General features: G+C 69.4%; 12 protein-coding genes and 3 pseudogenes. 4 read left to right on the top strand and 11 right to left on the bottom strand.

The features are described from left to right. Positions 1 to 345: 345 nt before the first annotated feature. Positions 346 to 503: pseudogene (locus OG622_RS02235) on the top strand (purine permease); the annotation flags it as partial. Here the strand turns inward: OG622_RS02235 and OG622_RS02230 are convergent. Next, complete coding sequence (locus tag OG622_RS02230) at positions 490 to 1,287, bottom strand: helix-turn-helix domain-containing protein (RefSeq protein ID WP_371572762.1); 798 nt, start codon at positions 1,285 to 1,287, stop codon at positions 490 to 492. The pseudogene OG622_RS02235 and the gene OG622_RS02230 overlap by 14 nt on opposite strands. A gap of 96 nt (positions 1,288 to 1,383) precedes the next feature. On the opposite strand from OG622_RS02230, the gene OG622_RS02225 reads away from it, so the two are divergent. Continuing rightward, the gene (locus tag OG622_RS02225; RefSeq protein ID WP_371572759.1) at positions 1,384 to 2,238 is read left to right on the top strand and encodes an NAD(P)H-binding protein; all 855 of its coding nucleotides are present in this window, start codon (positions 1,384 to 1,386) and stop codon (positions 2,236 to 2,238) included. Between the two features lie 157 nt (positions 2,239 to 2,395). Here the strand turns inward: OG622_RS02225 and OG622_RS02220 are convergent, their stop codons facing one another. The 3 genes and pseudogenes from OG622_RS02220 to OG622_RS02210 all read right to left on the bottom strand — a co-directional run bounded on the left by OG622_RS02220 (position 2,396) and on the right by OG622_RS02210 (position 5,275). Then, positions 2,396 to 2,536: a hypothetical protein gene (locus tag OG622_RS02220; protein WP_371572758.1), complete on the bottom strand. Its 141-nt coding sequence runs from the start codon at positions 2,534 to 2,536 to the stop codon at positions 2,396 to 2,398. A 74-nt stretch (positions 2,537 to 2,610) separates the two neighbouring features. Next, positions 2,611 to 3,340 (bottom strand): annotated as a pseudogene (locus tag OG622_RS02215) (IS6 family transposase). Between the two features lie 483 nt (positions 3,341 to 3,823). Further along, positions 3,824 to 5,275, bottom strand: a complete 1,452-nt coding sequence (locus tag OG622_RS02210) for a membrane-associated oxidoreductase (protein ID WP_371572756.1) — start codon at positions 5,273 to 5,275, stop codon at positions 3,824 to 3,826. Between the two features lie 115 nt (positions 5,276 to 5,390). On the opposite strand from OG622_RS02210, the pseudogene OG622_RS02205 reads away from it, so the two are divergent. Further along, positions 5,391 to 5,680, top strand: a pseudogene (locus OG622_RS02205) (helix-turn-helix domain-containing protein); the annotation flags it as partial. A gap of 200 nt (positions 5,681 to 5,880) precedes the next feature. Here OG622_RS02205 and OG622_RS02200 read toward each other — a convergent pair. The 4 genes from OG622_RS02200 to OG622_RS02185 form a co-directional block, all read right to left on the bottom strand. Next, positions 5,881 to 6,273, bottom strand: coding sequence for a nuclear transport factor 2 family protein (locus OG622_RS02200; protein ID WP_371572754.1), 393 nt, complete (start codon positions 6,271 to 6,273; stop codon positions 5,881 to 5,883). A 276-nt stretch (positions 6,274 to 6,549) separates the two neighbouring features. After that, the gene (locus OG622_RS02195; RefSeq protein WP_371572752.1) at positions 6,550 to 7,893 is read right to left on the bottom strand and encodes a zeta toxin family protein; all 1,344 of its coding nucleotides are present in this window, start codon (positions 7,891 to 7,893) and stop codon (positions 6,550 to 6,552) included. Between the two features lie 5 nt (positions 7,894 to 7,898). Next, positions 7,899 to 8,198, bottom strand: a complete 300-nt coding sequence (locus OG622_RS02190) for a hypothetical protein (RefSeq protein ID WP_371572750.1) — start codon at positions 8,196 to 8,198, stop codon at positions 7,899 to 7,901. Next, the gene (locus OG622_RS02185) at positions 8,195 to 8,992 is read right to left on the bottom strand and encodes a histidine phosphatase family protein (RefSeq protein ID WP_371572748.1); all 798 of its coding nucleotides are present in this window, start codon (positions 8,990 to 8,992) and stop codon (positions 8,195 to 8,197) included. Before OG622_RS02185 ends, OG622_RS02190 begins: the two co-directional genes overlap by 4 nt. Positions 8,993 to 9,209: 217 nt before the next feature. Between OG622_RS02185 and OG622_RS02180 the strand changes: the two genes are divergently transcribed. Further along, positions 9,210 to 10,664, top strand: coding sequence for an IS66 family transposase (locus tag OG622_RS02180; protein ID WP_371583982.1), 1,455 nt, complete (start codon positions 9,210 to 9,212; stop codon positions 10,662 to 10,664). 142 nt (positions 10,665 to 10,806) lie between these two features. On the opposite strand, the gene OG622_RS02175 is transcribed toward OG622_RS02180, so the two are convergent. Genes OG622_RS02175 through OG622_RS02165 form a run of 3 tightly spaced genes read right to left on the bottom strand, consistent with a single transcriptional unit; the run spans position 10,807 to position 11,814 of the window. After that, on the bottom strand, positions 10,807 to 11,133 hold the full coding sequence (locus OG622_RS02175; protein ID WP_371572745.1) for a DUF1048 domain-containing protein: 327 nt from the start codon (positions 11,131 to 11,133) through the stop codon (positions 10,807 to 10,809). Position 11,134: 1 nt separating this feature from the next. Next, on the bottom strand, positions 11,135 to 11,491 hold the full coding sequence (locus OG622_RS02170; RefSeq protein WP_371572744.1) for a DUF1048 domain-containing protein: 357 nt from the start codon (positions 11,489 to 11,491) through the stop codon (positions 11,135 to 11,137). After that, positions 11,488 to 11,814, bottom strand: coding sequence for a PadR family transcriptional regulator (locus OG622_RS02165; RefSeq protein ID WP_371572743.1), 327 nt, complete (start codon positions 11,812 to 11,814; stop codon positions 11,488 to 11,490). The genes OG622_RS02170 and OG622_RS02165 overlap by 4 nt, the downstream gene beginning before the upstream one ends. Between the last annotated feature and the right edge of the window lie 203 nt (positions 11,815 to 12,017).

Below are 12,017 nucleotides of genomic sequence, written 5' to 3'. Positions count from 1 at the left end.
GCAACGCCCGCGTACAGCACGCACTGCGCCGGCGACAGCTCCCCGCCCGCGCCCGCGGACAAGGCGGGCTGCGGTCTGTTCGGCCAGGGCTGCGAACTGCTGGGCGGCAGAGGGCATATGGGCCCCGACCGCGGCGGTGTACGCCGCGGTCGGGGCCCATATGCCGGAGGCGTCCAGGAAGGCCGCGGACGGCCTGGGGCCGGTGTCCAGCTCACCGTGCGCCTCCCTGAGGAGTTGCAGGGCCGTGTCCGCGCTGACCGTACGGGCAGCGGGGCCGCGGCTGCGCGCGCCGCGGCCCCGAGGAGTGCCAGCCGGCTCGAGCGGCGGGCCGCCGTCCCGGCCCGGACCGCGAAGATCGTCCTCGGCTCGGGCGTTCCCATCGACGCCTGGCCGCGGTCCTGCTCAACCTGGTCTTCAACCAAAGCGGCAGGGGCCGGGACGCCCAGGACGTGACCCATCCGATGGAGGCGGGAGAGGAGATCGCGAGCGTCACCCCCGCCTGAACGCCTGGCAGGGCTGGGGGTCCGGCAGCCGTCCGGTGAAGTACGACTTCGGCGGCACCCCCATCAGAGTGCGGAAGTCGGACGTCATGTGCGACTGGTCGTAGTAGCCGGTGGCGGCGGCAAGTTCCGCCCAGTCGGCCCGGGGTGCCTCGGTCAGCACCTGACGCACGCGGTCGATTCGGGCGTAGTGCTTTGGGGAGAGGCCGACGCCCTCCGAGAAGAGGTTGCGCAACTGCCGTTCGCTGACAGCGAGTTCGCGGGCCACGTCCTTGACCTGTGCGGGGGCGCGGCCCGGCCGCGTCGACAGGGCGTCGACGGCGGACCGCAGCAGGCGGGTGCGCGAGCGGTCGGCCACCGACAGATCCGGCAGCAGCTCCGTCAGGTACGACACCACCTCCTCCGATGCCAACCCGCCGAGCTCCTCGGCGAGTTGCCGTGCCGTTCCGGTCGGCATCGCGCCCAGCGGCACGGCTCGCCCGACGAGGTCGACCGCCGGTGTGCCGAGCAACGGGCGCACTGTGCCCGGCCGCAGGCTGATCTGGACGCAGGATGCCACCCGCCGGTCGGCGTCCGTGTAGTAGGAGGCACGGGTGCGAGGCCCGATGACCAGGGCGTCATGACGGCCGCCCGCCTCGACCCGTACGACCAACTTCGTCGCCGTGTCCGGCACGTGGGCGAACGACGCCGGCAGCTCCTCCCCGACGCCCACCGCCTCGATACTGCTGATCCAGGGACGCAAGGCGGCGGGAACGGTCGGGGCGCGCTCGGCGAGGGCATTCGTCACGCTCCCACGGTAGGCGCACGCCACACTCGCGCGGGCGTCACAACCGTGCCGGAATTTCCTAGCGACCGGGGGCGGCCGCCCGTCAGCGTTGAGCCCATGATCCTAGTGACGGGTGCCACGGGCACCATCGGCAGTGAAGTGGTACGACAGCTCGCGGCGCGTGGCGAGAAGGTGCGCGCCATGACCCGTGACCCGGCGAAGGCGCAGGTGCCGGCGGGCGTGGAGGTGGTGCGCGGGGACTTCCTCGACCCGGAGTCCGTGGACGCGGCGCTGGCCGGGGCGGCGGCCGTGTTCCTGGTGGCCGTACTCGGACCGGCCGACAGCGGGCGGGACGCCCGGCTGGTCGGGCGAGCGCGGACGGTGGGCGTCCGCCGGATCGTGAAGCTCTCCTCCATCGGCACCGGTGATCCCGACTACGGTCCCTTCGGCACCTGGCATCTTCCGGGAGAGGAGGCACTCCGCGCAGGCGGCTCGGAGTGGACGATCCTGCGGCCCTCGTCCTTCGCCTCGAACACCCTGGGCTGGGCGGAAGCGGTCCGGGCGGGCCGGCCCGTACCCGACATGACCGGAGACGGCCGGCAGGGGGTGGTCGACCCGCGTGACGTGTCCGAGGCGGCCGCCGAGGCGCTGACCACCTCCCGGCACTCCGGCCGGACGTACACGCTGACCGGGCCCGAGGCGATCACCGTGTCCGACCAGGCCGCCGAGGTCGCCGCCGTCGTGGGACGGCCGGTGGAGACGCTGGACCTCTCGCCGGACCAGATCCGCGAACAGCTGGCGGCCTCGGGGATGGACGCGGCGGCCGTGGAGAGCGTCCTGGGCGGCCTCCTGTTCGCCCGTGAGGGCGGCAACGCGCACCTCACGGACGACGTACGGGAGGCGTTGGGGCGGCCGGCGCGGTCGTACCGGGAGTGGGTCGAGGACCACAGGGCCGTCTTCGTGGGGGCCTGACAGGCGGAACAGGCGGAACAGGCGGCCCAGGCGGCGAGAGGTACCCCGCCGCCTGGGCCGGTCCGTCAGGGCCGCGCCCCGCCCCCGGCACCGCCGTCGACAGGGCCGCGGCGGCCACCGCGATCACCCGGGTGCACATCGCCGAGTCGCGTGCGTTCTACGACACCGGGCACGAGCCGGAGCCGGCGGACGCGTGGGCGTCCTTGTTCCTCAGAGCCCGAACAGGCTCGGATCGGACGAGGTGGTCGGCCGCCGTGCGGACGGCGGAGACCTGTACGGCGTCATCCGGCGTTGTCACGTTGTCACGTTGTTGGGTGTGTGGGTGTCTGACGGTGTGCCGGGGCGTGGTGGAGTCGGGTTGCGGCTGTGTGCTCATGGCGTGGTGGGCGGGCCGGCAACGCTGGTGATCTGTTCCCAGATCGTGAAGCGGACGGTCATCTCGGCTCGATAGTCGGATGCGGGGGTCAGATGGCGGCGGGCCCGGAGGCGGGGCGGGATGCCGCTGAACGCGGACGGGAACGGCTGTTCTCCGCCCATGGAGCGGAAGCCTTTCATCGCGCGTTCGCGCTGCCTGGTCGGCTGGTGGCTGTTTTCGGCCCGGTTGTTCAGGTACTTCGACTGCCGGTGTTCGACGGAGGGCATGACCTCGCGGTGGGCCGCGCCGTAGGAGCGGAGCTTGTCGGTGACGATCACCCGTGGCACCGTGCGGGTCTTCTTCAGGAGGCGTCGCAGGAAGCGTCTGGCCGCGGCCTTGTCCCGGCGGTCCTGCACGAGGATGTCCAGGACATTGCCGTCCTGATCGACGGCCCGCCAGGTGCTTCTGTTCCCCGTTGATCTTGATGCAGACCTCGTCCAGGTGCCATGTGTCACCAGGCCGGGACTGTCGGCGGCGCAGCGCGCTCGCGTACTGCTGCCCGAACTTGGCGCACCAGCGGCGCACCGTCTCGTAGGAGACGACGATCCCACGTTCGAGCATGAGCTCCTCGACCTCGCGGAATGACAGGGGAAAGCGGTGGTACAGCCACACGCAGTGGGAGATGACCTCGAGCGGGTACCGGTGCCCCTTGTACGACGGCGGCACGGCCCCCACGAACAGCCCCATCCAGCACGATCAACCAGAAGATGATCCCACCCGGTCAACCAACGTGACAACGCCGCGTGACGTGTTCCGGCTCAGCACCCGAGCGGCGGTCGGAGCCAGCATCTGGCGGGAAGACCGATGAGCGCGGGGCTGGGGTCAGACGCCGCCGCGTCGCCGGAAGAGATCCACACCGAGGCTTACGCCAGGGCCAGAGACGAACGTTGCGTAGGCGGTGGGACTGTCCCCACTTGCGCCGGGAGCACGAGAAGAAGGCGCCCGTCTCGTTGGAGGCGTCTCAGGCGAAGATCACGTCGCGGATGTGGTGGAGCAGTGCCAGAAGTCAGTCAACTGCCACAGGTGGTGAGGCTAGTGCCGCATCAGGCAAGGTTCGCCCCGTTGTGACGTGTCGCTCGGTTGCTGCGCCGAACGGCACCGAGTTGTTGACCGGACTTCCGCAGGACACGCCGAGCGCCTCCTGACGGAGAGCGTGAACGCAAGCAGGCGCTATTGGCGGCTGAGGGTGCGTGTGATCCCGGCGGCGACGGTCGTGGCGAGGACCCAACCGAAGGCGATCAGTAGGTAGGACAACCACTGGTAAACGCCGGTGGGCGTGAAGGCAGTCTGCTGGCCGAAGTCGATGATCGGCAGCAGGAGGTCCAGGGTGTAGATGGGGGCATTGAACTCTGGGCCTTTGCCGTGCTCGGCCGGGAGTGGGTGGTGCATTCCGTACACGACGGAGCCCAGAAGGAGCAGAGCCAGGAGCCAGCCACCGGCACGGGTGGGACGGAAGCCATAGCCCACGGTCGCGTCCTGGAGGTAACCCCATAGCCTGGCGTACCAGGGCAGAGTGGCCCGGCGTCGACGCTGCTTAGCGAGTTGGACGGCGCGGGAGTCTGCGTCATCACCGACGCGGCGGTAGGAGGCCGCGAGCTGCTCGTAGCTGTGAGGGACGAAGCCGTCCGCATCGCGCTGCAGCAAGGCGAGTCGGTCCGCGGCGGGAAGGCGCGGGGTAAGCGCCTCGTACGTCAGTCCCTCCAGGCGTACCGTGGCCGGCCAGACGTGTGGTGCAGCCTCGATGACCTTGAAGCTGGCGTAGTGCATTTTGACGTCGCCGGAGACTTGCTGTGCATCTCGCAGCGTCAGCTGGGTGGCTTCGCAGCTGCTGATGCCCAGTGCGACGCCGCCTGGGTTGCTGAGCTTGGCTTCGATGAAGGAGATCCAGCCTGCGACCTTGGCACCAGTGAGCCTGACCCGGCCCTCGGTTGTGAGGCCACCCGCGTTGAGGACAGTTCCGACGGTGAGTCGCGCGGCGTCGAGGGCATCACCATTCGCGTTCTTGACCCGCGCATCTTCTAGATCGACAGCCCCTTCGACGTGCGCCGTGCTGAGGCGGATCCCACCCAGTGCCACGAGGCCGGGTGCCCATACATCGGCGCCGACAGAGGCGTGATCGAGTTGGAGCGCCCATCCGCCACCAGTTCCGATGTGCGCGTGGTCCAGGAAGATCCCGCTGGAGATTTCGGCGTTGCTCAGCTGGACACTTCCTGCTATCCGACAGTTCGTGAGCCGGAGTGCGCCGTCGATGCGAAGGGACGTGGCCGCCAGAGCGGGAAGGTAGGACCCGGTGAGGTCGAGTTGGCGGGTCTGCGTCCCGTCGAGTTCCAAGGAGTGCTGAAAGCGGCAAGAGGTTAGACGGATTGGGTGGTGTATCTCTGCGTGCTGGAGGTCGAGGACGCCGGTGATGCTCGCTCCGGTGATGCGCAGAGCGGGCGCTTCGCCGGGTTCGGATGAACTTCCCAGGAGGAGGGCCCGGATGACCTCAGCCCGAACAGTCCGTTCCGCGCTCTGAATAGTCGCGGGGTCCTCACTCTCGTCTCCGCGGACGTCGGTCGCCACACCACGAGGGAACGCCTGCCAGATGCGACGTTCCAGAGGCGTCAGGTCTGTGATGTCCATCCGCAGGACCTTATCCGTTGATGCCCCGCGATCCGGGAGGAGATGGCTCTCTGGTCTCGCAAGCGGCCCCCAGGTTTAACCCCCTGGTCCGGAGAAGGACGACGAGAATGATCAAGTGGCTGAACGTGTGCGGGTCCGGGGTATTGACGAGGCCGAGGGCAGGCGGTTGCTGCGGATCTCCGCAGGGGCACCGGTTCGGTGGTGACCTGGAGGCGGGCCCAGATCGTGCTGCTATCCGCGCAGGGCATGCCCGTGGCGAAGATCGCAAAGGTTACCTTCACCGTCCCGGACCGGGTCCGGGACGTGATCCACAACTTCAACGCCGACGGCTTCGAGGCTCTCTACCCGAAATACAAGGGCGGCCGACCCAGAACGTTCATGTTGCCCGAGCGGCGCGAGATCAAAACGCCGCAGGATGGCCCCTCACCACCGCCTGAGGGCCCGAGGCGCCACACACCCCCCCGCATGCGGGGGTGCCAGCCCCACAGCAGGCCCTTCAGGCACCCCACCACGCCCACAACCCGCCACCCCAACCAATCCCGGCCGCCGGCCACCCCGCCGACGGCCTCAAGCCCAGCCCCGGAAACGGTGACATCAGCGGCCTCCTAGAAGCGATGTGGCCACGTGAGATGGATGACCCGCCGGGAAATGCGCCAGCCGTCATCGGTGCGTCGCAGGTCGTCGGCGTAGACGACGCTGGCGACACCGCCGCCCTCCAGCAGGCTCAGACCTTTGGATCGGGCCCGCACCTCGTCGCCCGTGCCCTCCGACACGACGATGTTCGTCGTGTGGTGGGCTTTCGCGTGTCCGGGGGCGTTCATGAAGGTCGCGATCGCGTCCAGCCCGACGACCGGGTCGCCGCCGAAGACGCTGCCGTCCCACACCGCGTCTTCGGTGAGGCATTCGCCGAGACGGTCCAGTTCGTGGTCGTCCATGATGTGCGCCCACAGCGCCAGGGCCCTGCTGATTTCGACGGTGTCTTCATTCGTGGGTTTCACGTTCGGCTCTCCATCTCACGCCCACCAAGATCGATAGAGCAACAGCTTCTTACTTGCCTGACAGCGGATCAGGCTTCCTGACCTGCGGGAAGTGCCTTCGCCCCCTAGATAACCCCGGTTACCGCAGTTCAGGCCCTTTGCGCTGACTCCTCGGGCTGTGCCGTGCTCCAGGTCGGCGCGGCCGTCCTCCCGGACTACCTCCGACGGGAACGCGAGTAGCGACCGAAGGGGCCGACAGCCCCGACCCCTTCAGCCAGCCTGCAGACGGACGTGTGGCTACCGGCCGTGTCCGCGCCGATGCTCCGGCCCGTCCGCAGGCCGGGGAGCGGTGGCCGGGCGAGGAACGGGCGCGATACTGCCCGAGGCCCTCAAGGTGGTCGTCGACCGGCTGCGGGCGGCCACGGCGCTGGGCCGGGCTGGCAGGGCGACGCCAGCTTCACTGACCGTGCGGTGGTCGGCTGTCCGCAAGGCGTGGCGCTGCTGTTGCTCCCGCTCCCGCTGATCAGGGGAGAGTGAGGCACGGCGGGCGAGTTCGCCGAGCAGTCGCTCCACAGTCGCCTCGTGCTGCGTCCCCGCCTGCACACTCTCCGCGCCGAGGGCCGTGTGATGGGCGGCCAGGGCGTGCGCGAGGAACTGGACGACGTCGGCGTCGGTGCGGGCCACCAGTGTCAGGTCGGGGTCGGCCGCAGGGAAGACCCCGCGCAGTTGGACGGCGCGGGCGGCGGCTTCCCGCCACGGTGTGCTGGGCGGTGGCAGCAGCGGGGCGGCGGCCCGGGCGATGTAGTCCAGCCCGGGCAGCGCGAAGGCGGGCGCCATCACCGTCGCGGCGGCGTGCCGGGCCACGAACTGGGCGGCCTCGGCCGGGCTCTGCACCCTGGCGTGCTCCCGTTCGATGGCGGTCACGAGCGTGAGCTGATCTTCAGGGGTGGACTGGCCGGCGGTGATGGTCTGGGCGTGCACGGTGTGGCCGTCACGCCGCAGGACGGCCGCGTAGTCGCCGAGGCCCTCGCGCTCAAGCGCGGCGGCGCCGCGAAGGACGCCGCGCAGAGCGGCGTCGTGGATGTCGGGATCGACGAGACGGCCGTGCCCGCGCTCCTGGAGTTCGTCCAGATACCGGCCCATGATGCCGAACCGGCTGATGGGCCCGGGGACGGCGACGAAGGCCGTCTCGATCCGGTACGGTGCGACGGCCGGAGGCAGAGCGGCGCCCTGGACGCGGCGGCAGATGTCCTCGTACTCGGCGGGGGAGACCATGGCGGACTCCAGCAGGATGCTGAAGCCCCGCGCGAGCGCGTACTCCTGGGCCTGCTCCCACCACAGGTCCCCGTCCGGCCGGACCAGGGCGTCAGCCTCCTGGGGGCGCTCCGCCTGCCAGCTCGCGTACTGAGGGTGGTGGGGGTTGTAGAAGTCCATGTTGATCCAGGCCGCCGGGCCGTTGAGGTCGAGGGCGTCCTTCACCATGCGGGTCACCGCGGTCTTGCCCGCCCCGGTCTGCCCGGCCACGATCACGACGATCGGGGCGCTCTGCGGGGTGCAGCCGTCGAGGAAGACGGGGGCGATCTGCTCCCGGAAGATGCGACGGTTCTCCTCCAGCGGCAGCTGTCCCTCGGTGGTCGGCATGCCGCTCACGCCGTCCCGGTGGTCAGGTAGCGGCGCACCGTGCGACACAGGGCGTGGGCGCGCTCCAGGGCGTCGTCGTCGTCCGGACGCAGCTGGAGCTGGGCGCGGTTGAGGTCGACCTGGTAGCGCATCAGGTCCTCGGTGACGGCCGGGTCCTCGGTGTCGCGCAGGGCGGCGGACACCTCGGCGACGGCCGCCCGTAGGTCGCTCAGGGCTGTTTCGTAGGGCTGGTCGCCGTACAGGCCGCCGGGCAGCGGCTGGACGTGGGAAAGCACGGGGTCGGTGGGAGGCTGCTTGTCGCTCATGCGGTTCCTTCCGGGAGGGCGAGGTCGGTGAGGTGGGCGGTCTGGCCCCAGTGGGCGAGTCGCAGGTGGTGCCCGTCGCCTCGCCAGTGCGTGACGGAGGCGTTGGGGACCGGCGGCAGATCGTGCGGGACGGGCGCGCCGAGACCGGCCAGCACGTAGCGCAAGGCGATGACGATTGCGTCGTGGGCGACGACGAGGACGCGTCGGTCGGCAGCGGCCCTGGCCAGTTCGGTGGTGAAGTCCCGTACGCGCAGGGCGACGTCGGCGAGCGCCTCCCCGCCCGGCGGGCGGTACGACCACTCGCCCAGCAGAGTCCGGCGCACGGCTTCGTCCGGTGCCACGGCCGCCAGCGCTCCCGGCGGATGCAGCTCGAAGACGCCCATCTCACGGTCGCGCAGCCGCTCGTCGACCAGCACTGGCACGTCCGCCGTCAAACCGGCCATCGCCTCCCAGGTCTGGCGGGCCCGCGCGTAGGGGGAGCAGACCACCAGGTCCGGCCCGGCGCCGGGAGCATGACCGGCGAGCCAGCCGGCCAGCATACGAGCCTGGGCTCGTCCCAGCGCGGACAGCGGTACGTCACTGTCGCGTCCCGCGACTGGAAGACCGGCCGAACCGGTCCGTTCGGCTTCGGCGAAGGCGACGTTGGCGGTGCTCTGCCCGTGCCGGACCGCCCACAGCGCGGTCACCGCCGACCGCGGCAGCAGGGCCTCACCGTGGCGGTTGTCCTGGCCCGGCACAGCGGCTGGCGTGGCTGACCCGGGTTCGCCCAGTGCATCGCGGTGCGGTGCGGACATGTGGCCTCCTGTCGGATTCCTCGTGATCATGGCTCGATCTTCCCTTCCCGGCCACGGAGTTGCTGGCTCACGGGGCGCATTCCAGCCGACGTTCGACAGACCTCGGGCTGACGTAGCTATTCAGCAGGGTGTGAGCGGTTCGCCGACCGGGCGGCGTGATCGCTAGGGTGGCGGTGTGGGGGATCTCGACTGGTCTGCGAAGGACCTTCTCGCCGAGTTGGCCGCGGTACGTGGCGAGTTGGCGGCTGCGCGGAGTCGGGAGGCCGCCAAGGACGAGCGGATCGATCTGCTGCTGGTCCAGATCGCGGAGTTGACCGCGCAGGTCCAGGCGCTGGTGCTGCGGTTGTCGAAGGATTCCTCGACCTCGTCGAAGCCGCCGTCCTCGGACGGGCCGGGCAAGCGGCCCCGGGGCGGATCCTCGCGAACGCGCTCGGGGCGCGAGCCGGGCAAGCAGCCCGGCGATCCGGGTACCACCTTGCGGCAGGCCGACGATCCGGACGAGCGGATCCCCATCCCGGCCCCGGCGGTCTGCGCGGGCTGCGACCGGTCGCTGATCGAGGTACCGGTGTCCGCGGTACGCCGTCGTCAGGTCTTCGACCTCACTACCCCGCCCCCGCCACGGGTCACCGAGTACGCCGCCGACATCAAGTGCTGCCCAGGCTGCGGGAAGAAGGCCACCGGTTGCTTCCCCGACGGTGTCGCCTCCGCCGCCCAGTACGGTCCGGAGATCACCACGAAGGTCGCCGACGCGGTCCTGGGCCACCACATTCCCGTGCACCGCTCGACGCTGCTGGTGATGGAACTGTGCGGGATGAAAGTCTCCGCCGGGTTCGCCGCGTCCCTGCGTGCCAAGGCCGCCCGCCTGCTGGAGTCCGGGTTCCTGCCCGCGGTGCGTGCCCTGCTGGCCGGCGCCCCGGTGGTGCACGCCGATGAGACGTTCACCCGCGCCGCGGCCAGGACCGCCTTCCTGCACGTGGCCTCCACCCAGCACCTCACCCTGATGCACACCGGAGACCGCTCAGCCGCCACCATCGACGCCGGAGACGTACTGCCGCACCTGTCCGGTGTCCTGGTCCGCGACGGCTACGCGGGCTATACCCACCTGGACCATGTGCTGCACGCCTGGTGCGGCGCCCACCTGCTGCGTGACCTGCGCGGCATCCACGAATCCGATCCCCAGGGCCAGTTGTGGGCCCGTGCCATGGCCGACGCCCTGCTGGAAGCCAACCGCTTCGCCCACGCCGCCCGGGACACGGGACGCGAGGAACTCAGCGCGGGCGAGCTGCGCACCATCAACCGGCTCTACACTGGAGCACTGGCCCGCTCCCGTCAGGACAACCGGGGTCTGAGCACCGCCCTGGCTGGTCACGCCCGGACCCTGGCAGCCCGCTTCGAGCAGCACCGCGACGTGATCCTCCGCTTCAGCACCGACCTCGCTGTCCCCTTCACCAACAACCAGGCGGAGCGCGACATCAGACCCGCGAAGGTCCAGCAACGCTCCTCCGGAGGCTGCTGGCGAACCCTGGAGGGGCTGGCCGACTTCGCCATCGTCCAGTCGTACCTGTCGACCGCGTCCAAATGGGGCATCGGCCGTTACGACGCACTCAAACGCCTCTTCACCACCGGGGCGTGGATCCCACACGCCCTCACCCCCGACACGACAGCGGCCTGACCGAACCGCTCAACCCCGCTGAATAGCTACCTTGCGAGGGCTGATGAATCTTCCTGCTCAGGAATACGACAGCTGCTGAACAAGTGCTCCATGAACCCCGCGTGGTGGAACCCAGCAGCGTCGCGAACCGGTCCGGCGGCTGTCACTCCGTGGCCGCGCCGGGTTCCCCGCTAATGGCTTTCTGGCAAGCATCCGCGTAGGTGGGAGAGTCCTTGATCAGGTCGTCGCAGAACGCGGCGACGTCGGTGCCGATGAGTTCCAAAACTCCCTTGCCCGCGGCGACGCCCTCCTCGAAGAAGTCAACGATTCCAGGGAGGAGGGGTCCGTCGGGCAGGCTGACCGGTCCGACCTTGAACAGGTACTTCTGCATCTCCTTGTAGACGATCTGGTAGTCCGGCGGGAGTGCCTTGACCCGGGCCACGTGCGCCCGCCATTGTTTCTTGCCTTCGATGATGTCTTGGATGCTCACGTCAGCCTCCCAGCCGATTCAGTTTCCTTGCGACGTTCCTGTTCAACTGCTCGCGCCACCGGTCGCGATGAGTCCGGGCCCCTGCTCCGCCGGCCAGCGCCGTGCAGAAGCCCTGGATGTCGTCGCCGAGCACCTCGTGGACGCTCTGCCCGTCCGCTGCCGACACTTCGAGCAGCCCCAGGGCGGAGTCGAGGATCGGTGTCAGGTTGCGGCCAGTGAAGTCCCCGTAGGGGAAGAGGTGGGCGACGATCTGGTCCCACGCCTCCCGGTAGTCGTCCGGCAGGGCCTCCACCCGGGCTCCGAACGCCTTCCAATCCCTGGTGAGATCGCTGCCTGTGACCTTCTCCCAGAAGTTCATCTCCCGCCCTCCTTGAGCCTGTTGATGCGTGATGAGAGGTACTGCCACTTCTCCCAGAACTTCACGAGTTCCTCGCGCCCGGCGTCGTTGAGCGCGTAGAACTTGCGTGGCGGACCGACCCCGGATGGTCGTTTCGTCACCTGGACGAGCCCGTTCCTCTCCAGCCGCAGCAAGATCGTGTACACCGTGCCCTCGATGACGTCGGCGAAGCCGAGCTCGTTCAGCTGGCGAGTGATGGCGTACCCGTAGGTTTCCTCGCTGCCGATGATTTCGAGCACGCACCCTTCGAGCGTGCCCTTCAACATCTCCGTCAGGTCGTCCATCGCGGGTGCTCCTCATCCGGGCCAGTACTACGTGCTACCGAGTACCGCTATACGGTATCACCGAGTAGTGAAACGGCAACGTCTCCGGTGGACACAACCCCGGGCCGAAGGTTCGGCCAGGGACCGGGTTCCGTCGAACGCTGCAGCCCGGTCATCGGTTGAGCTGATGGGTGAGCCGTTTCACGTCAACATGCTGAACTTGA

The sequence above is a fragment of the Streptomyces sp. NBC_01314 genome (genome assembly GCF_041435215.1).
Lineage (GTDB): Bacteria > Actinomycetota > Actinomycetes > Streptomycetales > Streptomycetaceae > Streptomyces.
Note: the sequence above shows the minus strand (reverse complement) of the source record. Positions and strands in the feature narration are given on the sequence as shown.

What these genes read in the sequence shown, in the direction of transcription:
- OG622_RS02225 (WP_371572759.1), top strand. Translation starts at nt 1,384, where the DNA reads ATGATCCTAGTGACGGGTGCCACGGGCACCATCGGCAGTGAAGTGGTA.
- OG622_RS02195 (WP_371572752.1), bottom strand. Translation starts at nt 7,893, where the DNA reads ATGCCGACCACCGAGGGACAGCTGCCGCTGGAGGAGAACCGTCGCATC.
- OG622_RS02185 (WP_371572748.1), bottom strand. Translation starts at nt 8,992, where the DNA reads ATGTCCGCACCGCACCGCGATGCACTGGGCGAACCCGGGTCAGCCACG.
- OG622_RS02170 (WP_371572744.1), bottom strand. Translation starts at nt 11,491, where the DNA reads ATGAACTTCTGGGAGAAGGTCACAGGCAGCGATCTCACCAGGGATTGG.
- OG622_RS02210 (WP_371572756.1), bottom strand. Translation starts at nt 5,275, where the DNA reads ATGGACATCACAGACCTGACGCCTCTGGAACGTCGCATCTGGCAGGCG.
- OG622_RS02190 (WP_371572750.1), bottom strand. Translation starts at nt 8,198, where the DNA reads ATGAGCGACAAGCAGCCTCCCACCGACCCCGTGCTTTCCCACGTCCAG.
- OG622_RS02165 (WP_371572743.1), bottom strand. Translation starts at nt 11,814, where the DNA reads ATGGACGACCTGACGGAGATGTTGAAGGGCACGCTCGAAGGGTGCGTG.